Source organism: Marinomonas sp. 63XJN7_7_ISO-PGPR-S23-202 (assembly GCF_056173505.1).
This window is the reverse complement of record NZ_CM149677.1, coordinates 2,474,984-2,496,107: the sequence shown is the minus strand read 5'-3', so window position 1 is coordinate 2,496,107 and position 21,124 is coordinate 2,474,984. Positions and strand designations below refer to the sequence as shown.

Sequence of the window (21,124 nt, the reverse complement as noted above, 5' to 3'; positions counted from 1 at the left end):
AAGGAGTGAAGCATGGCAATGTCCCCAACTAAACAGCATGGTTTTACCCTATTAGAACTAATGGTGGTAATTGCCATTATTTCAATTTTAGCGGCATTCAGCGCCCCAACGTTTGTACGTCAAATCACCAAGGCAAAACTGGTTGAGGCCCAAAATTTGGCGACGCAAAATCAGTCTTTAGTGGAAGAATACATCCTTCTGAACGGTAAATTCCCAGCAGAACAAGCCTTCAAAACACTGACTCAACCCCTTCCTGATGACTCAATAGCCCAAAGTATTACGGTCACAAATCCAAGTAATGCAACGGGGAACATTGTCATCACACTTAATGAGGATACAGGCATTGATGCTGGCCAAACCATTACTTATACCCGTGAAAAAAATCGTCAGTGGCATTGTGAGTCCGACTTAAAAGCATCGGTATTGCCTCCTAAGTGCACTAGCATTGCGACGTCAGCTTCGGAGGGGATTGAATGACCCTCGAAGAAATCCTCCTGAGTGCCACTCAGTCTAATGCGACAGACATACATATTGAGCAAACGAAAGAGCATATCCAGGTTTCCCTACGTCACTTAGGACAAGTCTCACTGCTAACCAAGCTAGATGCATCTAACACGCTTATTAACCGAGTTAAAATGCGCTCCAACTTAGACTTATCTGAAACACGACGCACTCAAGAAGGCCAGTTTACTTTCTCTCACCAACAACAAGATACCTTTGTACGAGTGAGTATCATAGCTACCGTAAAAGGCGAAAAAGTGGCACTGAGGCTTCTACCAGAAAAACGTCGCTTTGATCTCGATAGAATTGGTATGCAACCCACGTTATTAAAGGCCTTAAAGTATGCGCTTGATATGGGCAGTGGCTTAATTTTAGCCTGTGGGGCGACTGGAGCAGGGAAAAGTACCACGCTGTATTCTTGCCTAAACTATCTAAACAAAGGAAATAAAACACTCTTCACTATCGAAGACCCTGTCGAGTATGAGATGCCAAATGTATACCAATGCGAACCCAACCCAAACATTGGCCAACATCCAACGACTATACTGAAGTCGCTACTACGACAAGACCCAGATGTTATTATGATTGGTGAAATAAGAGATTCAGAAACCGCTAATCTCGCTTTAGCCGCTGCCTTAACGGGGCATTTAGTCTTGGCAACCTTGCATACTAACTCAGCATTAGACGCGGTTTATCGATGCCATAACTGGAATGTTGACTTTTTCTCATTTGTTAGCTCTATCCGCTTGATTATTCATCAAAACATGAACTATCAAAAAGACAGCCAACATGCGTGCTTTACTGCTCTAGCTCCTAGATGGCAAGATACTTTGCCCCTAGATTACCAAACTTTAGTATCCTCACCTAAGCTCTGGTGTGCTTACAATAAATCCAATATGCATAGTGATACTGATGCCTTGGTATAAGATTCACTTTCAAAAAGATGACAAGCAGTACCATTTTTTTGACTCAGAAAAAGACTTGCAGCTCTTTCTTATTAATCAGGGTGCGTGGCAAGTTAGATGGTCCGTTTGGCATCCCAAAAAATTTAATTACAAGCGATTATTAGGTTTCTACCAAGAACTGCAAAGCGCGTTGCAGTCTGGGTTTCAAATTAATCAAGCAATAGACAATTTGTCTCAGATAACCAGCGATTCGCACCTTTCTAGAAACAGTCAAGCCATTCTGGAAGAAATGAAAAAAGGCACCGACTTTAATCAAATCATTTCCAAGCTTAGTACTGCTCACGCCCAAGCCTACTGTAAACTGATTCGACCTGATGGCTCTAGAGAAGATTTGGAACAGGGGTTATCCGTGTCGATCTTGCAACTAGAAACGCTTTTAAACTGGTCAAATCGACTATTGAAAAGTATTGCCTATCCCTTTTGTATTATTCAAATTTCACTCATCATGAAAATGCTACACACACTCTTTTTGACCAAAGCAACAAGCCATCATTTACTCGATATCACATTGGATATAAGCATCTATACTCTCACAAGCCTGATACAGGCTTGTGTTGCCATCAGTCTAGCCAATGGTAATGCCAGCAACCTATTTGAAAGACTGAATCCACATTTTCGCTTAGCGAAATTATTTGCTCTTCTGGAGACTACCCGCAAAACAGGCTCTCCTCTACAGCAAGCACTTTACTCAATGCCTCGTTATTTTGAACACAACGGCATAAAACACGATATTTTAATGGTTTATTACAAGTTAAAACTCGGACAGGATTATCAGCAAAGTTTCCCAGTAGACTGGTTTCCTAATGAAGCAAGTGTTGCCCTGCAATCCACTTCTCAAGGCGGCAGCATAGAGAGAGCATTAAAACTAGCAAGGCTCCAACACACTAAAAAATGGTCGAAAGTCGTATCTTTATACGAAAAAGTCATTCCTGCTTTGTGCCTGATCATTGCTGGTAGCTTTGTCACCTCTTCTTTATTGTCAGTTTACAAGCCCTTATTAGAGCTTCCTTAGATGTTACTCACACCACTCCAAACGATTTTGTTTGCTCTCATTATTCTTTGCTTTGGCAGCTTTGCTGCTTTATTTACCATTCGTTGGCCACGCTTAAATGAGTATCTATGGCAAAAGGAGGCACATGATGTTCTCGGTATACCTTTTGAGTCTGAAATACCAGAAAGAATATCGACTGGACGCTCTCGGTGCGAGAGCTGCCATCACACACTCTCTTGGAAAGACTTAATCCCACTACTTAGCTACTGCTTGTTAAAGGGACGTTGCCGCTATTGTCAAATGCGGATATCGCCCCTCTATATTTTTATAGAAAGTGCTTGTTTATGTATCTGTTTTCCTCTTTTAATGACGTGCCATGATCTAATAGAGCTGGCACTTAATAGTCTCTTGATATGCTCTTTGTTTACCGCCGCCATCATCGACTACCAACATAAGCTTATTCCTGATGAATGTTGCTTAATGGCTCTTGCTGCCGCCCTACTCCTGAATATTCACTCCGACACCTTGGAAAATGCGGTTCTTGGTATGATCGTAGGATATAGTGCTCTTTACCTACTGCGTTGGGTGTACTTAAAGGTTCGAGGCATTGAAGCCATTGGGCTAGGAGATGTAAAACTTCTGGCGACTCTTGGGGCTTGGCTAGGAGCATTACATTTAACTACGCTGTTACTCTATGCTAGTTTAATGGGGATATTGTATATTTTACTATGGCGTGAAAAAAACAAAGAGCCGATTCCCTTTGGACCGTTTTTGTTTCTTTCAGGTATCATTCATTACTATTATTTGAATTTATGACTGTAGAAAAAAAAACACCCATTGTTGGTCTTGCTGGTGGCATAGGATCCGGAAAATCCACTATTGCCACTTTTTTTAACCAACTGGGAATACAAAGTGTTGATGCCGATGACGTTGCTCGTGATGTTGTCATTGTGGGATCCTATTGCCTCAATGAGATCCAGAAGCATTTTGGCAAACAGATATTACAACAAGACGGCAGCTTGGATCGCAAAGCCCTTCGTGACATTATTTTCAAGCGACCTAAAGAGAAGCAGTGGCTTGAGTCCTTAACCCATCCAATTATTCGCGATAGCCTTCACACCAGGTTAGCTCAAGCGACATCGGCATACGTATTATTGGTTCATCCACTTTTGTTTGAAACAAAGCAGAACACTATTTGCCAATTGACAGTTGCCATAGACGCCTCTTCTAAAACACAAAAAGAAAGAGTGTTAGTGAGAGATAACGTTTCCTCAGCACAGATAGACAGCATCTTAGCAAGCCAGTTGACAAATGAGGAACGATTAAAAAAAGCAGACCTAATCATTAGCAATGACAATGACATTAACGATTTAAGTAATAAAGTAGAAAAGTTACATAATCGAATTTTAGAGCTATTATAAGAAAGCGAGTATTAAAAATGACCATGATTGAATGCCCTACTTGCCGGAAAAAAACAGAATGGAGCACTGATAACGTTGACCGTCCTTTTTGCAGCGCAAAATGTAAATTAATTGATCTAGGGGAATGGGCCAGCGAATCTTATGCTATTCCGCAACAGACATCAGATGAAGAGGAGATATTTTCTGATACGCTAAAAGTAGACCCAAATAAATCATTTCTTTAACACTTTAGACAAAACGGGTCCTTGTATGGATAGTAGCGATTTTGCAAATAAAAAAGCTTTGCTCATAGAAGATATGGCTGAAGCTCGCATCATGCAAAAGAAAATGCTAAGTGATTTTGGCTTTCAGCATATTGAAATTGCAATGAAGGCAGAAACGGCAATGGAGCTACTAAAAACACAATCTTTTGATGTTATTTTATCGGATTACAATCTTGGTAACGGTAAAGATGGCCAACAGCTTTTAGAGGAAGTGAGGCACTCTCACCTCATTCCTAATACCGCAACTTACCTTATGGTAACGGCGGAAACCTCTATCGAAATGGTCATGGGCGCCATTGAGTTCCAGCCTGATGGCTACATTACCAAACCATTTTCGCAAGCGGTTTTGCAGCGACGCTTAGGTAAGTTGTTAGAAATGAAAAATCGCCTCTATAACGTCAATCGGGCCTTAGATCAAAAAGATTACGATAAAGCCATGGAAGAGGCTAAACAAGTGATGGAGCAACACCCTTCCTTAGAAGGAAAATGTCAGCGTGTTATCGGCGATTGTCTGTTAGAAAAAGAGCAATACGAGCATGCTCTAGCCTTGTTTGGCAACATTTTGAAAGACAGGAAAATGCCATGGGCTCTCTTTGGTGAAGCTAAAGCATGCTTTTATATGGGAATGCTCGATAAATCCGAAAACAAGTTTCGACAATTGATGCTGGATAATCGTTTTTTTGTCAGTGCTTATGATTGGTTGGCGAAAATAAAAACCAAACAAAAAAGACTTCATGAGGCGCAGTCCATTCTAATAGAGGCCTTGCAACGTTCTCCAAAAAATTTATTAAGACAAATCCACTTGGGCGAACTCAGTTTTACCATCGGTGATTATTTAACGGCTGAAGCTGCTTTTCGCCGCGCTGTGTTCCTTGCTAAGCACTCTTGCTACAATACATCCGATGTCTATCTTCGCCACATTGAGTCCATTGTCAAACTTGCTGAATCTGCACCGTTACAAAGCAGACAAAAAGAGCAATTTAATATTACACTAAAAAAAATACATCGTTATTTTTTCGAAGAGCCAGATACCAGAGCAAAAACCTATTCTTATCAGCTAGAATTAGCACTATTAGAGAAAGACTGGGTGACAGCAAAGGGCTTTTTGAAACTTTGGCAACAAGAAGCTGAATCGGGTGAAGCAACAGCACCAACTGACGAACAACTTACTCATTACCACGTCGCTTTTGGGGAAAAAAATGAAGAAAATGGACATTAGCACTATCTTAGCAAGCGCCATTCATGAGAGTAAAAATCAGGTTGGCACTCTTCTGTATCAGCTTCAAGGGGTTAAGGAGTCAATCCCTGAAAATGATAGTAAAAATAAAAAAATTACGATAATCGAGGAGTCTTTAAAAAAACTCAACGATGAATGGGTGGAATACCTTTACTTATATAAACTGGCCTCGGATGGCTATCAGCTTCATGTTGATACCTTTTCTATTGATGAATTTTTAGACGATCAAGTCTTTGCGTTACTCAGCTCTGCAAATGCAAAAAATCTCAAGCTAACATACGCATGCCCCGAAAACCTAATGGGTATATTTGATGAAAGATTGATGACGGCTGTCGTAGGAACCGCTGTCTATAATGCGCTGCGGTTTGCTCGAAGCACAATAGAAATTAATGCCAGCGTGGAAGATGACTATCTTATTATTGGCATTGATGACGATGGACATGGATTTGATAACAATGAAGAGGAAGATTTGGTCGAATCCAACACAGGACTTGGCCTCTACTTTGCTCAACTCTCAGCCAACGCCCACATCAGTAAAGGTAAGTCAGGCTTCTTGAAAAAAGAACACTCGCCGACTCTAAAGGGCGCTCGTTTGGCCATTTATCTACCTCAGTAAACAGGCTTCTACTCTCCTAAAATGTTGACTCATACGCTTCATGGTGCCATATAAGTAAAAAACTTAGTGGCACGGGAGCTTAACGTAAAACAGGCACCATTAATTTAAGTCGCATCAGGGAATAAAAATCTGAAAGCGGCTGCCTCCTAGCTGACCATCATTATCCAGTTTTACCCAACCGTTTGCTTTTTTACTATAATGCATATGCGCAATACTATGACAAAAATACCAAGCCAACATTTGATTCGTTAAATTATCAAATTCTTTTTTGTTTATCATATGCGAAAAATCTTCTAAAACATAATCAGGGTAACCTTGACCATTATCTTCCACCGTAATAATGGCGCCATTATCAACGGGACAAACCTTGATATAAATACGATTATTGGTATATCGAGCAGCGTTAACCAACGCAATATCTAAGGCTTGAGACAGTATTGCCGGATCACTATAAACGTATATTTGTTCATCAACGTCAAAGTCAACTTGTACGTTAAACCGTGATAAGAGTGCAGCATGAGAAATCATTCTCTCTTCAATCAACTCAAGTATATATACTTCTTTTAACTGCAAACTCAATTTGTCATTTTCAAGCAAGTAAAGGCTATAAAGCTGCTCGGTGCTATTTTGTAACCGAGTGACTTCATAGTGCAATGTCTTTGCCTCTACCTCATCTAATGAAATCCCTTCGCCGGCCGTTGGCATTTTTTCAAGCGTATGCTGCAGCAAATTAAGAGAGTTTTTCATATCTTGGATAGATGCATCCATAACATGATAAAACTCGTTTTTTCTTTCTACGTCGTTCATGCCCATAATCACTCACTTTTTGAAATTAGCTTTTTCAACTTAATATAACGAGAATATTGCTTATGAGTCGATGTGATATGACCGGCTCTCGTTAAGGCTTGTTTACATTCTGCTAATAAAAATCCATCCTGCTTTTTTTTGCCCATCTTTTTCAGAGCGGCTTGGATATAATTCATATTAAGCCCTGGATGATGGGGGGATATTTTTATCGCTTCTTCAAATAGTTCAATGGCTTGATCAAAATCATTTTGCGCATAAGCGGCTAGTCCACTACTGTTGATGGCTTTTGCCTTCCCTCTTGCTCCTATTGGAATAGGCTCATCCAAGAAATCAGACATCGCTTTAGATTGATTACTTGTGAGCGTATTATTGGCAGCTAATTCTTTCCATTCTTGTTTGGCTTCTTCTTCTCTTCCTGCTAAATAAAGTGACTTACCCAATTGAATGCGAACATCGATCGTATTTGAATCGGGTGATTGTTCGATTAGTTTTTGTGCAGAAGCCAATGTTTCATCACGGAGTTTTGTTTGTCCTTGCCGAGCATAGATTCGACTTTCAGACAGTGCCTTTTTGATACGAATTTCATGATCATTCGTATACTTTTTAGAGACTTTATTTAGCGCTGCTAAGGCTTCAGAAGCCATTCTTTTTTTATCTGATCCCGTTAATTCCGTTGCTGCCTCTGACAAAATTTCAGCTAATTGAAAATACTGCTCAGGAGACTCATTAATGGTGTTTGTTACAAGCTTGAGAGTTTGTTGACTCGCTTTTACCGCGCTCTGGGAGTCACCATTCTCTAAACTGATATCGACCATTTTTTGCTGCCGTTCATGACGTAATGGAGAGATTTTTAAGGCTGACTCTAATACTTCTTGCGCCTGGGTATGCATTCCTTTATTTTCAAAACTTAGCGCCAGTAAATCATAGGCTTGGATACACTGAGGGAATTTTTGAATAAGAGTCTGAGCCGATTTAATCGCTTTATTCCAGTCCTCCTTAGCAACGTGCATACGAACCAGCCCCAACCAAGCCCAATCTATATCTCTCTCGGCCAATGTTTCGTCACATAGAGTAGTCAGTTTATCCCATGACTTTAATTCTAAATAAGCGTCAATAAGGGTTCGTTTACACCAAGGAGAGTAACGACCTTCGTGTTGAATGTGAGCATTACATAGTGTTACCACCTTTTCATAATGCTTATTAGAAAAGGCCTTTTTTATGTCTTCTAACTCAACGTTTTGGGCAAATAGACGTTCTATTCGTTTGCTTAATACTCCTTCTGTAAAAGGCTTACCAAGGTAATCATCTGGTGAAGATTCCAAAATACCAAATACAATATCACGACTTGTCTCAGCAGAAATAATCACAAAAAAAGCCGAGGGCTGGATGAGATCTAGCTGACGCAGCTCATCCAGCACTTGCAAGCCGTTTTTTCCATTGCCCAGTCGAAAATCACATAAAATTAGATCGTATTTCTTTGCCCGGCATGCATCAATCACCCCTTTTCCTGTCGCAGTTTGATCAATCTGCCCAATGCCAATTGTCGTTAACATCTGCTTAACCGATTTTCGAGAGTTCTCAAACTCATCCGCAATCAGCGCTGAGTAATTTGCGTAAGATGTAAAAGCTTGGGCGCTTGTTTTTTTAAGAACGTCTTTATTCACTTCATACCCATTAATCTATTGACCTTAAATACTTTGTCAACTTTTCACCCGCTTCTTCAATGTGCTTTTTCAACAGAGAGAGCGCGGCCGACTTCTTTTTCAACTGAATCAACGTCAGTAGCTCGTGATGATCTTGTTGGCTTTGACCTTTATAGCCCATCGGTCCATATTGAAAACCGATATAACGAGTCACTTGTTGATTAATACTAGACACAGTCTTCTGTAAGGTTTGCTTATCGGCAGGCAAATACAAAGCTTCATGAAAAAGCCAATTCAAATGCCCCTTCTCAATTAATGTTAGCTCATCTTTTTCAAGTACATCTAAGATACTATGCGCTTTTAACGTATCTTTTTGTCTAATAAAATCAAACGAGAATGACAAAAGAAGCACTTCTAACTGTGATCGCATTAAATACAGCTCTTCTGCTTCCTTCCAATTTAAGTTAGGTACCATCAGTCCTGCTTTGCCATGGGGAACGAGCCAGCCTTCTGCCTTTAATGCAAGTAATGAATCTCGTATTGGTATTCTACTGACGCCATACCGCTTTGATAACTCAGCCTGCCTTAATGGTGTTCCCTTAGGTAACACATTATTTAAAATATCATCTTTTATTTTCTCAGAAAGCACAATCAAACCCACTTTGATCTTATCATCTTTTGAAAACCTTAAACGCCAATAAAAAGATGCCTCCTAGAACAATTCCCCAAAATGCCGAAGCAACGCCGAAAAATGACACGCCAGATGCCGTAACTAAAAATGTTACTAACGCTGGCTCTCTGCACATATCGTCAGACATGGCGCTCTTTAGATTCATTGCGATGGTTCCGAGCAACGCAATACCCGCTACGGCTGCAACCATCGCTTGAGGGAAAGCCGAAAAAAGCGCCACCACTGAGGTTCCCGCTAACCCTGCGGCCATATAAAAAATACCAGCAGACAATCCCGCAATATAACGACGCTTAGGATCCTTATGACAGTCATCTCCAGAGCAGATAGCGGCAGTAATGGCTGCTAAGTTAAAGGCAAAACCTCCTAACGGAGCTAAGACAATAGAGGTTAACCCTGTCCAACTAATTAATGGAGAAACAGGTGTATTATAACGACTGCTTCTCATGACAGTCACACCAGGAATATTTTGTGATGTCATCGTGACAATAAATAAAGGTACACCAACACCAAGTAACGCACCGAGATTCCATTGCGGCCAAACCCACACAAACTGCCCTAGACCAACTGGAATATTAGTGAATAAAGCACCATGACTTCTCGCTAAGGCGTAGACGATACCGACAGTTAATACCGCCAGAACAACATACCTAGGTGAAATTAATTTAATCACAAGGTAAGTTGCAATCATCGTAGCAACCAAATAAGGGTCAGTTTTGAGTGAGGTGAAAATGCCTAGGCCAAACTCAAAAAGTACCCCTGCAAGCATAGCTGACGCAATGGGCACTGGCACTAGTCGCATAAGTTTTTCAAATACCCCAGATACCCCGGTTAATAGAGTCAGCACACCGGCAAAAATAAATACACCAATGGCATCCGCATAGCTAATACTTCCTAAACTGGTTGCTAATAGAGCGGCTCCTGGCGTTGACCAAGCGGTAATAACAGGCGTTTTATACCATAAGGAAAGAAAAAAACAGGTAAGACCCATACCTAAACCTAGTGCCATAATCCAAGATACGGTGATATGAGCGTCTGCCCCTGCTGCTTTTGCTGCCTGAAAAATAATGGCAACAGAGCTTGCGAAACCAATGAGAACCGCAACTAACCCTGCCATCACTGCACTAAAGCTTAAGTCTTTAAGTATAGACTGCATACTGGAATCCTCAAACAGCATGATTGTAAAAAACCAACCATAGCGGAAAGGAGATAATTTTTGTATACATTTTTGAATTTAGGCATAAAAAAACCAAATTCAAACCACCCACACATAGCTGGTTGCTCTGAATTTGATTAATTTATGAACCTGATGAGATCCGAATGAAACGGCCTGATATATTATGTAATGGAAGTTTATTGCCCTAAGTAGGCATTTAAGAAGGCTTTCGTTCTATCATGTTTGGGTGAGGTAAAAATCTCCTCTGGCTTACCCTCTTCAACAATGGTTCCTTTATCAAAGAAGCACACCCGATCACTAATCTCACGAGCAAAATACATTTCATGAGTGACCAACAGCATCGTAAAGCTATCTTCCTTTACTAGGTTACGAATCACATCAAGCACTTCATCCACTAGCTCCGGATCAAGCGCAGAAGTGATTTCATCTAACAACAAAATAGACGGTTTCATTGCTAATGCCCTCGCAATACCAACCCGTTGCTTTTGCCCACCAGATAAATCATTTGGGTAACTATTAGCTTTATCTGCCAATCCAACGAGATTGAGTAGTTTTTCTGCTGACTTCTCCGCTTCTTCACGAGAGACCCCTTTAACACGCATGGGAGCCTCTGTAATATTTCTTTTCACGCTCATATGAGGAAACAAATTAAAATGCTGGAACACCATCCCTAAGTGATTACGCATTTTATGTAGATGCTTGCTGTTTGCCGGAACGTATTGACCTTGCCAGTGCATATGCCACAAAGACTCCCCTGCAACATTAATATAACCACCGTCAATCCCCTCAAGCGTCATTAAAATCCTCAGAAGCGTGCTTTTACCTGATCCACTGGGCCCGATAATAGAGACTATTTCATTCTCTTCTACTGTAAAATTAAAATCGCTAAAAATGGTTGTGTCGCCAAAGCGTTTTTTTACATTTTTAAACTCAATAATAGGCGTACTCATTTTAGGGTAAATCCTTCTTTTGGAAAGCGTTTTTCTACTTGATGAATACCGAATGCCGCGACAATACTAAATACTAGGTATAGAATTCCAACTATGGTGAATGGTTCTAAATAGCGGAAGTTTTCAGAACCAATAATTTTTGCTACCTGTAACATTTCCAATAATGTAATGGCAGATAGCTGTGGTGTTTCTTTAAACATAGCAATAATATAATTGCCTGTCGCAGGAATCATTGGACGAATCGCTTGCGGTAAAACGATGTCTTTATAGGTATCGATTGTGGTTAAATTTAATGCTCGAGCGGCTTCCCACTGGCCTTTTTCAATGCCATCAATCCCACTACGAAATACCTCTGATAAATAGGCACCATAGTGTAAACCAAGGGCAAGCACCCCAGTCATTAAAGGAGACATACTGATGCCATACTCGGGCATCACATAATATAAAAAGAATATTTGAACTAATAGAGGTGTGCTTCGAATAAATTCGACTAGCCAATAGACACTATTACGGAGTATTCGACTTGGACTACGGCGTAAAAGCGCAAACACTAACCCCATAAAAATGGCAAAAATACTACCCAGTAAGGTTGCTAACAACGTCACTTTAGCGGCTGACAAAATCATAGGGAGCACTTCCCAAGCAAATGCCCAATCCCAACTAAAACTATTCATCAATTAATACCTCCACGCCCTAAGCCTTTACTTAAGCGCTTTTCTAACAATTTAAATAAAAGTGCCAGTGCTTGAGACATGATGAAATATAAAAATAAAACAACCCCAAAAATTTCCCCTACTTGCAATGTTGTGTCAGCAAGGGATTTTGCTTTAAAAGTCAAATCACCAATTGTGATTAAAGAAACCAATGATGTGGCTTTAATAAGCTCGATAGCCAAGTTTCCAAAAGGCGGAATCATGTTAACAAATGCTTGAGGTAAAATGATGCGCCAAACTCTTTGTCTAGGGGTAAAGTTCAATGCGATAGACGCCTCGTATTGCCCCTTAGGCACGGATTGCACTGCACCTCGCACCACTTCTGTTCCATAAGCGCCAATATTCAACCCTAGCGCCACTACTGCCGCCGTCATGGCATCAATCGTAATGCCAAAAAATGGCAATACAAAATAGATCCAATAAAGCTGAATTAATGCTGATGTTCCACGGAAAAACTCAATGTAGAAAATAGCAATTTGCTTAAATGGCGCGGGTGAATAGAGTCGTATCAAACCGAAAATAAAGGCCATTACGGCGGCGAGAGGCAAGGCCATTGCCACGATTTTAATCGTGACAACAGCGCCCTGGAGTAAGACGGAGACTATTTCTCCAAATTCCATGACTTTGATTCCCCTATATTATTGGCAGAGTTTTGCCGCCGTTATATTGCCAGGTAACGTGTACTTACCAAAACCATATGGCTCGACCATAGCAAGGTGCGCTTTTGATCCAATAAAGCCTTTTAATTCTTTATTAAAGGCGTTACGTAATGCTTTATCAGATGGACGGAAACCAAAACCACCATAACCCTTGATCGATTTGCCTTTGATCTTCAATGGCGTGAAGGGCTGTGCTAACTCCACATCGCTATCTTTCTTAGCTAACGAAGCCATTGTTAAACTGGTACCGGCAAGCGCTTCAATTCGGCCAGATTTAAGTGCGGCTACACCAGATGGATAATCTGGAAGGACAACAATTTTGCTTAAGCTAATGCCAAAGTCTCGGGCATAACCGTATTCAACAGAACCAGACATCACTCCTAACTTAACATCGTCTTTTTTAACATCTCCATATCCATGAAGATTGGCAGGATTGCCATTTTTGACCAGAAAGCCTTCACCGATGCTATAAGTTGGATTGGAAAACAGAATTTGCTTACAACGTTTTGGTGTAATGTACATGCCTGCGGCAATCACATCAAAACGTCCTGCACGAAGCCCTGGAATGAGAGAGCCAAACTCTGTTACCACCACTTTAACGTGCTTAACACCCAGCTCATGCAAAACGTGAACGGCAATCGTTGGCGCCTCACCTGCTGGCTTTCCTTCAGGTGTTGTGTAGCCATAAGGTACTTCGTTCGCCACACCAATGGTTGCCGTTCCTGTTTTCTTGATCTTCGATAAGGTATCTGCTGAAGCGGATACAGCAAAAAAAGCCATCGTCAAAGTCATTAGAGATATAATATATTTTTTCGCTATTCTTTTCATTTTTCCCTCTTCCATTTGTGATTTATCGCTGAAATTTCCAGTAAATTACTCTATTACACTAAATAAATTACAGAGAATGATCAAGAATTAATTAGTTCTGTAACTATTTTGGTTGATAGTTTTAGCCAGTGTGCCATGTATTTTCACGGGGTAAGGTGTAAGCAGGGATGTACTCAATTAACACTAACGCCTCATAAGGGATCGCATTCGTTAGCTAGCGTTACACCTTAATTGACGATTTCTCTGAAAGCCTGATACTTAGACGACTTATTCGTACCTTCCCTGTTCAAGAAGCGTTATAATGAGTGCTTAAAAGATAGAAAAACACAGCATGCCGCTTTCCAATAAGCCCACTGTGTAGAGTATGAAACCAATTAAGCTAAGCCATCAGTTCAGGTTACCTCAATGACACCAAATGAATTAGACAACATTATAAAATCGCTTTCTAACCCAGCCAGAAGAGACATTCTAAGCTGGTTAAAAATGCCTCATTTGGAGTTTCAAGGACAAACCAATTATCAGTATGGTGTCTGTGTCGGCAAGATTTTCGAAAAATCCGGCTTGTCACAATCGACTGTGTCATCTCATTTAGCCAACCTTCAGCGTGCTGGGCTTGTATTATCGACTCGTCAAGGTCAGTGGGTCTATTACCAGAGAAATGAAGCCGTTATTGAAGAGTTTGCGGAACTTCTTAAAAAAACACTTTAAATTACGACATTTTAAAGCGAACTTCAGCAAAGATGGTAGAGAGACATTCTCTTAGTGGAATATAATGAGACGATAGAAAAGATCTTTTCGCTAAAAATAAAAAGGCCATCATTTTTTAGATGACGGCCTTTAAGCGCACTATGAATAAAACGGAAGTCGCCGTTATTTAATTTCTAGTGCTTGCTCTTCAATGCGAGCTTTCCATTCTGCTGGGCCAGTCACATGTACAGAAGTGCCCTCAGAATCAACGGCAACAGTAACGGGCATATCGACTACGTCAAACTCGTAAATTGCTTCCATTCCCAATTCAGGGAAAGCAACCACGTCCGCTTTCTTAATGGCTTTTGATACCAGATAAGCAGCGCCACCCACGGCCATTAAGTAGACAGCACCAAATTCTTTAATTGCTTCAATGGCAATTGGACCACGCTCTGCTTTACCAATCATACCAAGCAGACCCGTTTTCTCTAGGACAGTACGAGTGAACTTATCCATGCGAGTAGAGGTAGTCGGACCAGCGGGACCAACCGCTTCATCGCGAACCGGATCAACAGGCCCCACGTAATAAATAAAACGTCCTTTCAAGTCAACAGGCAGCTCTTCTCCATTGGCCATCATTTCGACCATTTTCTTATGAGCAGCGTCACGACCAGTTAGCATTTTGCCGTTTAGCAATATGGTCTCGCCTGGTTTCCAGCTTCGAACTTCTTCTGGTGTCACGTCGTTCAAGTTAACGCGGCGTACACTTTCTCCAACTTCCCAAGTAATTTCCGGCCAATCATCCAAAGAAGGTGGTACTAAATCAGCAGGACCGGATCCATCCAAGACAAAGTGTGCATGGCGAGTCGCCGCACAGTTTGGAATCATTGCCACAGGTAAAGAGGCTGCGTGAGTTGGGTAATCCATGATTTTCACATCAAGGACGGTCGTTAAACCACCTAGACCTTGTGCACCGATACCAAGATTGTTGACCGCTTCAAAGATGGCAAGGCGAAGTTCTTCAACGCGATTTTGAGGGCCACGCTCTTTAAGCTCGTGAATATCAACAGGTTCCATCAGAGATTCTTTTGCCATGACCATGGCTTTTTCTGCGGTACCACCAATCCCAATCCCCAACATGCCCGGTGGGCACCAGCCAGCTCCCATAGTAGGAAGCGTCTTCTTAACCCACTCAACAATATCATCAGAAGGGTTCAGCATCGCCAGTTTGGATTTGTTTTCTGAGCCGCCACCTTTTGCAGCAACATGGACTTCTACTGTGTCACCGGGTACCACTTCCATATGTATCACTGCTGGCGTGTTGTCTTTCGTGTTTTTACGCGCTCCAGCAGGGTCAGCCAAAATAGAGGCACGCAAGACATTTTCAGGAAGTGTATACGCACGACGCACACCTTCATTAATCATATCGGAGACGCTCTTTGTTCCTTCCCATTGAACGTTCATACCAATTTTAATAAAAACAGTGACGATGCCAGTGTCTTGGCAAATCGGACGCTTCCCTTCGGCGCACATACGAGAATTAATAAGAATTTGAGCCATTGCATCTTTCGCTGCAGTACTCTCTTCTCTTTCATAAGCTTCATGAACGGCTTTAACGAAATCTAACGGATGGTAATAGGAAATAAATTGCAGCGCGTCTGCTACGCTGTCAATCAAATCACTCTCTTTGATAATGCTCATGCATCTCTCCTGCTGAGGATTACGAATCAATCGAAGGCAAAATGGTAAAAGATGCGCGAGCGCAAAGAAAGACCTAGAGTCTATTTAGGCAATATATATACTCCATTCACAAAATAAATATCGTAAACAAAGAAAACCATTTTCGATCCCTTATAGTGACAGAGCCAATCTAAGCAACGCCACATAGGGTCAAGATCACGATATCAAGGCTGACCTTAGTAGGTTTTCTTATTCTTGCTTTTATCAGACGATTTAGCTGGTGTCTGTACGGAATGTTGAACATATTCTTCTAAAATGCCTGCCGTAAAAGCTTCGCGCTCAGAAAGAGACGAAATACTTTCCGCCTCCCAGTTAATCAGGCGAATGAAAACCGAGTACTTTTTAATATATTCATAACCAATGTCGCGAACACTGACACCATGGCTATCCATTAAATGTATCACTTGCTCTAGGTTTTTTTGGGTTTCAAATTGCCCCCCTTCGTTCGCAGCAATTAACAACCGCTGAATATGCTGAATGGGATTCTCAGAGGCTTTAGACTCCTTTTTCGAAGCGCTGGCAGTCAAAAATTTGTCCAACATCTCTTCGGTGTATATTTCTCTTTGGTGGATATCTTCAATTTGTGCGGTTTCTCGCTCCAGAAGACGGATAAACAAGCTTTTATTTTTAATATCCGAGAACTCTAGGTCTTTTAAAGACAAGCCATTATCTTGCATAATATCCAGTACCGTTGCGTAAGATTCCGACGACTCAGGACTTGAAGAAACGGCTAATGCAAGATGGTGACGCAGCTCGTGCATTATTTTCGCTGCACGGTAATCTTCCTTGCGCTGCAAATGCTGTTTAAAAGCCTCGACATGCTGATTAAGCGATTGTGTCAGCGACTCAAAGCCGTGCAATGCTTCTTGCTCATCTCGCAAGCTGGATAAACGAATACGAGCTCGTTCTTGCTCCCATGCCTCATGCGCTTTGGCGCGCGCTTGAAACGCACGCTCCATTGCCTCTTCAAAGCTTCTCTCAATGCGCGCACGCTCAGCTCGCTCTTGTAGCTCCTCTTGCTCTTGCTCTAAGCGATAGCTCTTTTTAACCTGCAAATTTTCTTCCGCCAGTTGCAGCTGCTGTTTAAGAGCGTCCATCTGAGCCTTCACCTTGGCCTCATCAAAATCCGCCAAGCGCTCATAAATCTTAGACCAGTACTTGTCATCAGAAAACGGAATGGTTGGATCACTGGTTGAATATTGGGTTCTCAGGGTATCTGCAAATTCCTGCTTATTAGGACGAAACGCTTGCGCAGCATTGATGACATTATCAGACGTCATCGTTTCAGATGTCATATTTACGCTCGATTCAATCGGCTCATTCAAATCAGACATAGGTTGTTCTGCATCCAGGTGAAGGTCTTCCATCGACTCCGTTGCCTTTTTATCATCATGTTGCTCTGCCGACTCATTTGGCTCAGCTATTTGGCTTTGTTCAGCTGACTGAGTCTGATTGGATTCGGTACTTGAAACAGGCTCAGCTTCATGGGTCTGTTCACTACTGATCTCAGCCTCATCACTCGACACTTCTTCGGGCTCAGAAGCGTTTTCTTTCTGTACATTTTCGGCTTCTGCTTGCTCACTATAGGAGTGTTTAACCGCTTCTGCAAAAGGATCTTCTATCGATGAGTGAGCGCCCTCAACCAACCCTTCTTCGATGTCGTCCAAAATTGTCCTAACCGATGCATAAGCCTTACTTGGATCCGTCGTCTTTTCACTAAAACGACGTTGATAGACAGACTCTCGAAACACGGGCTTAATCGGCACTTCTTTTGCGTGTCTTGGTGCCGCGCCCCCCCAACTAACACGATACAACATACTGGTATCACACAGTTGCAGAATCGGTAATTCCCGCTGCAGTATAGAATATTGTCGAATCAAAGATTCCGCATGACGAAGCGCAACAACGGATTCGCTTGAGTTCGTAGAAGTAGCAAGATTCAGTAACTTAACAACCTTACTAATCGCTTTCTTTCTTCTGCGTATATTCATACAAATTGCCTTTCCAATGTTAGCCAGTGTCGTCCATTAGTTAATAATACAGTTCGCCATCGTTATCGGGTAGTGTCAAATCGTCTGACAATAGCGACCTAACCTTCTGCAAAATATTCGCCAATTCTTCTTGGGAATACGCAATGGCAGGCCGTTTCCCCCAAACAGGCTCAGGCCAAGAGGCATCATCTTCAAACCTAACAATATGATGATAGTGAAGTTGCGTCACTTTATTGCCAATCGCAGCAATATTTAGCTTGTCAGCGGAAAAAGCATCGTGCAACGTTTCGCTTAACAGGCAGCTTTCTGCCATTAGCATGCTACGGTCCTCTTCAACCAACTGATATATTTCACTAATACCATTGCGTTGCGGTACCAGTATAAACCATGGATACTGGCGATCATTGATTAGTCGCACTTGGCAAAGTGGCAAATAACCGATCAAGATAGAATCGCGTTCTAGAGTGGGATTTAACTCAAACATCTTATACATTCCTATTTACATCAAAGCCTTTCATAAGCACTATAGCACTCCTACATTAAAATCACCCAAAGACTTGGAGTCAGCATGACTGATATGCAATGTGTTTTGGACGTACAAGCCAAATTAGCAGAATGCCCACGTTGGGATGAACACACCCAAACGCTTTATTTTGTAGATATTGATGCTTTCAAATTACACGCATTTAACATTAATGCAAACACCTTAGAAACCCGTCAATTCGATGAAGAAATTGGTTGTTTCTCGCTTGCTGAAACAGGAGGGTTTATTGCTGCCTTTCGGTCGGGTGTATACCAATTTGACAACTTCAATGGACCATTAAAGCTTTATTGGCTCGCTACTTACGATCAAAAAACAACACGTTTTAATGATGGTCGCTGCGATGCGAAAGGACGCTTTCTAGCGGGCACTATGTATAGCCCAAAAGATGCTTTTAAAGGAGCGCTACACCAATTTACAAACGGTAAGCAACTTGTTATCGATCAGGCTGCCTGGACATCTAATGGCTTGGCCTTCTCACCTGATAACAAAATCATGTATTATTCTGATACGCCTAATCATATCGTCTATCAATTTGATTATGACCTTGAGACTGGCCAAGCCACCAACAAGCGAACCTTTATTGAGTTTCCCCGTGGCAATGGACGTCCTGATGGAGCGGCTGTTGATAGCGAAGGCAATTACTGGTCAGCGCTCTATCAGGGTCAGCGAGTGGTAAAAATCAGCCCTGACGGAGTGATTTTAGAGGAATACCCTGTTCCTGCCATTTACCCGACCATGGTGGCCTTTGGTGGTCCCGATATGAAAACCTTGTTTGTGAGCACCTGCCGGAGCGCACAGACCAACGAAGAGTTGCAACAATTCCCACAAGCTGGCGGGATTTTTGCCCTTGATGTGGGCATTGCTGGCCTAACTGAGCCACGCTTTGCTGGCTAAGACATTAACTTTATAAGACATAGACACTATTATCATGCGCGCAAGCAATTATTTATTTTCTACATTACGTGATGCTCCAACTGACGCCGTCGTTACTAGCCATCAATTGATGGTTCGTGCAGGCATGATCCGCCAAATTTCTAAAGGCTTATATACTTGGTTACCGACTGGCGTAAAAGTTTTCCGCAAAGTCGAAAGCATTGTACGCGACGAAATGCAAAAAGCTGGTGCGCTTGAAGTCATTATGCCGGGCGTACAGCCGGCTGAGCTTTGGCAAGAATCCGGTCGTTGGCAAAAATATGGTCCAGAACTATTACGCCTAGTAGACCGCCATGGTCGCGATTACTGCTTAGGTCCAACTCATGAAGAAGTCATCACCGAACTGGCTCGCAATGAACTCACCAGTTACAAACAATTACCCGTTAACTTCTTCCAAATCCAAACTAAATTCCGTGACGAAGTTCGCCCTCGCTTCGGTGTAATGCGCTCACGTGAGTTTTGCATGAAAGACGCTTACTCTTTCCACGTAAGCCCAGAGTCTTTACAAGAGACCTATGACGTCATGCACAAAGCGTACTGCAACGTCTTTGACCGTATTGGTTTGGATTATCGCCCTGTTCGCGCTGATACCGGCAGCATTGGTGGTGCTTATTCTCACGAATTCCACGTTTTAGCAGATTCCGGTGAAGACGACATTGCTTTCAGTGACGAATCCGATTTTGCGGCGAATGTTGAGCTTGCAGAAGCCGTTACGCTAAAAGAAAAAGCCGATCCAGCCACCCAGGATATGACAGAAGTCTTCACGCCTGACTGCAAAACCATTCAGAAAGTGGCTGAGTTTTTAAAGCTGGATGTCACTCAAACAGTGAAAACCATGCTGGTTAAAGGTATCGACGAAAACGAAGAAAGCACCATTGTGGCCTTAGTTCTTCGTGGTGACCACAATATTAATGAACTGAAAGTTGAGAAGCTAAAGGGTATCGTTGCCCCATTCGAGTTTGCTAGCGAAGAAGACATTCTCAACAAAATTGGCTGTGCACCAGGTTCTATCGGTCCACAAGGTCTGAAAGAAAAAGGCATCCGCATTATTGTCGACCGCTCAGCCGCGGTAATGTCTGACTTCTGTGCAGGCGCCAACAAAGACGACTACCACGTCACTGGCCTAAATTGGGAAAGAGATTGCCCAGACTTTGAAGTGGCTGATCTACGCAATGTGGTCGAAGGTGACCCCTCTCCAGATGGCAAAGGTAACATTGTCATCAAGCGCGGCATTGAAGTGGGACACATTTTCCAACTGGGTCAACAATACGCAGAAGCCTTAAAAGCTACCGTGTTAGATGAAAATGGCAAAGCTCAGATCATGCACATGGGGTGTTATGGTATTGGTGTGTCTCGCATTGTAGCGGCAGCCATCGAACAAAACTTTGATGACAAAGGCATCCTCTGGCCTGAAAGCATCGCACCATTCAGTGTTGCCATTGTCGCGATGAACTATGATAAATCCGAAGCCGTACGCGCAGAGTGCGAACGCTTGTACACTGAACTAACAGCAAAGGGTATCGATGTTCTTCTGGATGACCGTAAAGAACGCCCAGGTGTTAAGTTTGCTGACTGCGAATTGCTGGGTATTCCTCATCGCCTAGTGGTTGGTGATAAGGGTCTTGCAAACGGCACGTTAGAATACAAACATCGTTCTAAAGGCGAAAACCAAGACATTGCTCAAGCGGATGCAGTGGACTTTATTGTTAAGCAACAAGCTTAACTCTCAGAAGCCGTCTAACCAAAAGTTAGACAGCTTCTCTCCCCCTA

The 21,124-nt window shown here is 42.1% G+C and carries 22 protein-coding genes; 11 read left to right on the top strand and 11 right to left on the bottom strand.

Annotation, left to right across the window (positions count from 1 at the left end; translation table 11 throughout):
• Positions 1-12 precede the first annotated feature (12 nt).
• The 8 genes from AC0VYG_RS11470 to AC0VYG_RS11435 are packed head-to-tail and all read left to right on the top strand — an operon-like array spanning position 13 to position 5,994.
• On the top strand, positions 13-477 hold the full coding sequence (locus AC0VYG_RS11470) for a pilin (RefSeq protein WP_475432396.1): 465 nt from the start codon (positions 13-15) through the stop codon (positions 475-477).
• Positions 474-1,427 (top strand): GspE/PulE family protein, encoded by a 954-nt coding sequence (locus AC0VYG_RS11465; protein ID WP_475432395.1) that lies wholly within the window; start codon positions 474-476, stop codon positions 1,425-1,427. Before AC0VYG_RS11470 ends, AC0VYG_RS11465 begins: the two co-directional genes overlap by 4 nt.
• Positions 1,414-2,478 (top strand): type II secretion system F family protein, encoded by a 1,065-nt coding sequence (locus AC0VYG_RS11460; RefSeq protein ID WP_475432394.1) that lies wholly within the window; start codon positions 1,414-1,416, stop codon positions 2,476-2,478. The genes AC0VYG_RS11465 and AC0VYG_RS11460 overlap by 14 nt, the downstream gene beginning before the upstream one ends.
• Positions 2,479-3,273, top strand: coding sequence for a prepilin peptidase (locus tag AC0VYG_RS11455; protein ID WP_475432393.1), 795 nt, complete (start codon positions 2,479-2,481; stop codon positions 3,271-3,273).
• Positions 3,270-3,878, top strand: a complete 609-nt coding sequence (gene coaE / locus AC0VYG_RS11450; protein WP_475432392.1) for a dephospho-CoA kinase — start codon at positions 3,270-3,272, stop codon at positions 3,876-3,878. Before AC0VYG_RS11455 ends, coaE begins: the two co-directional genes overlap by 4 nt.
• A gap of 17 nt (positions 3,879-3,895) precedes the next feature.
• Positions 3,896-4,102, top strand: a complete 207-nt coding sequence (locus AC0VYG_RS11445) for a DNA gyrase inhibitor YacG (RefSeq protein ID WP_475432391.1) — start codon at positions 3,896-3,898, stop codon at positions 4,100-4,102.
• A gap of 25 nt (positions 4,103-4,127) precedes the next feature.
• Positions 4,128-5,360: a response regulator gene (locus AC0VYG_RS11440; RefSeq protein WP_475432390.1), complete on the top strand. Its 1,233-nt coding sequence runs from the start codon at positions 4,128-4,130 to the stop codon at positions 5,358-5,360.
• Entirely contained in the window at positions 5,341-5,994 is a 654-nt protein-coding gene (locus AC0VYG_RS11435; protein ID WP_475432389.1) for a sensor histidine kinase, read from the top strand. The genes AC0VYG_RS11440 and AC0VYG_RS11435 overlap by 20 nt, the downstream gene beginning before the upstream one ends.
• 114 nt (positions 5,995-6,108) lie before the next feature.
• On the opposite strand, the gene AC0VYG_RS11430 is transcribed toward AC0VYG_RS11435, so the two are convergent.
• From AC0VYG_RS11430 to ehuB, 8 genes are all read right to left on the bottom strand, one after another.
• Positions 6,109-6,807, bottom strand: a complete 699-nt coding sequence (locus AC0VYG_RS11430) for a sensor histidine kinase (protein WP_475432388.1) — start codon at positions 6,805-6,807, stop codon at positions 6,109-6,111.
• Between the two features lie 2 nt (positions 6,808-6,809).
• Positions 6,810-8,465, bottom strand: a complete 1,656-nt coding sequence (locus AC0VYG_RS11425) for a tetratricopeptide repeat protein (RefSeq protein ID WP_475432387.1) — start codon at positions 8,463-8,465, stop codon at positions 6,810-6,812.
• A gap of 10 nt (positions 8,466-8,475) precedes the next feature.
• Positions 8,476-9,093 (bottom strand): GntR family transcriptional regulator, encoded by a 618-nt coding sequence (locus AC0VYG_RS11420; RefSeq protein WP_475432386.1) that lies wholly within the window; start codon positions 9,091-9,093, stop codon positions 8,476-8,478.
• Positions 9,094-9,115: 22 nt separating this feature from the next.
• Positions 9,116-10,288, bottom strand: coding sequence for a benzoate/H(+) symporter BenE family transporter (locus AC0VYG_RS11415; protein ID WP_475432385.1), 1,173 nt, complete (start codon positions 10,286-10,288; stop codon positions 9,116-9,118).
• Between the two features lie 197 nt (positions 10,289-10,485).
• Positions 10,486-11,259: an ectoine/hydroxyectoine ABC transporter ATP-binding protein EhuA gene (gene ehuA / locus AC0VYG_RS11410; protein ID WP_475432384.1), complete on the bottom strand. Its 774-nt coding sequence runs from the start codon at positions 11,257-11,259 to the stop codon at positions 10,486-10,488.
• The gene (gene ehuD, locus AC0VYG_RS11405; protein ID WP_475432383.1) at positions 11,256-11,933 is read right to left on the bottom strand and encodes an ectoine/hydroxyectoine ABC transporter permease subunit EhuD; all 678 of its coding nucleotides are present in this window, start codon (positions 11,931-11,933) and stop codon (positions 11,256-11,258) included. The genes ehuA and ehuD overlap by 4 nt, the downstream gene beginning before the upstream one ends.
• A complete protein-coding gene (gene ehuC / locus AC0VYG_RS11400) occupies positions 11,933-12,592 on the bottom strand; it encodes an ectoine/hydroxyectoine ABC transporter permease subunit EhuC (RefSeq protein WP_475432382.1) in 660 nt (219 codons plus the stop codon). Before ehuC ends, ehuD begins: the two co-directional genes overlap by 1 nt.
• 18 nt (positions 12,593-12,610) lie before the next feature.
• Positions 12,611-13,459 carry an ectoine/hydroxyectoine ABC transporter substrate-binding protein EhuB gene (ehuB, locus tag AC0VYG_RS11395; RefSeq protein WP_475432381.1) on the bottom strand — a complete coding sequence of 283 codons (849 nt, stop codon included), beginning with the start codon at positions 13,457-13,459 and terminating at the stop codon, positions 12,611-12,613.
• 405 nt (positions 13,460-13,864) lie between these two features.
• Between ehuB and AC0VYG_RS11390 the strand changes: the two genes are divergently transcribed.
• Positions 13,865-14,167 carry an ArsR/SmtB family transcription factor gene (locus tag AC0VYG_RS11390; protein WP_475432380.1) on the top strand — a complete coding sequence of 101 codons (303 nt, stop codon included), beginning with the start codon at positions 13,865-13,867 and terminating at the stop codon, positions 14,165-14,167.
• 162 nt (positions 14,168-14,329) lie between these two features.
• On the opposite strand, the gene AC0VYG_RS11385 is transcribed toward AC0VYG_RS11390, so the two are convergent.
• From AC0VYG_RS11385 to AC0VYG_RS11375, 3 genes are all read right to left on the bottom strand, one after another.
• On the bottom strand, positions 14,330-15,847 hold the full coding sequence (locus tag AC0VYG_RS11385; RefSeq protein ID WP_475432379.1) for a fumarate hydratase: 1,518 nt from the start codon (positions 15,845-15,847) through the stop codon (positions 14,330-14,332).
• A 215-nt stretch (positions 15,848-16,062) separates the two neighbouring features.
• Positions 16,063-17,877 carry a DUF2786 domain-containing protein gene (locus AC0VYG_RS11380; RefSeq protein WP_475432378.1) on the bottom strand — a complete coding sequence of 605 codons (1,815 nt, stop codon included), beginning with the start codon at positions 17,875-17,877 and terminating at the stop codon, positions 16,063-16,065.
• A gap of 40 nt (positions 17,878-17,917) precedes the next feature.
• The gene (locus AC0VYG_RS11375) at positions 17,918-18,361 is read right to left on the bottom strand and encodes an HIT domain-containing protein (protein WP_475432377.1); all 444 of its coding nucleotides are present in this window, start codon (positions 18,359-18,361) and stop codon (positions 17,918-17,920) included.
• 84 nt (positions 18,362-18,445) lie between these two features.
• On the opposite strand from AC0VYG_RS11375, the gene AC0VYG_RS11370 reads away from it, so the two are divergent.
• Positions 18,446-19,315 carry an SMP-30/gluconolactonase/LRE family protein gene (locus AC0VYG_RS11370; RefSeq protein WP_475432376.1) on the top strand — a complete coding sequence of 290 codons (870 nt, stop codon included), beginning with the start codon at positions 18,446-18,448 and terminating at the stop codon, positions 19,313-19,315.
• A 34-nt stretch (positions 19,316-19,349) separates the two neighbouring features.
• Positions 19,350-21,077, top strand: coding sequence for a proline--tRNA ligase (locus AC0VYG_RS11365; RefSeq protein WP_475432375.1), 1,728 nt, complete (start codon positions 19,350-19,352; stop codon positions 21,075-21,077).
• Positions 21,078-21,124: the final 47 nt, after the last annotated feature.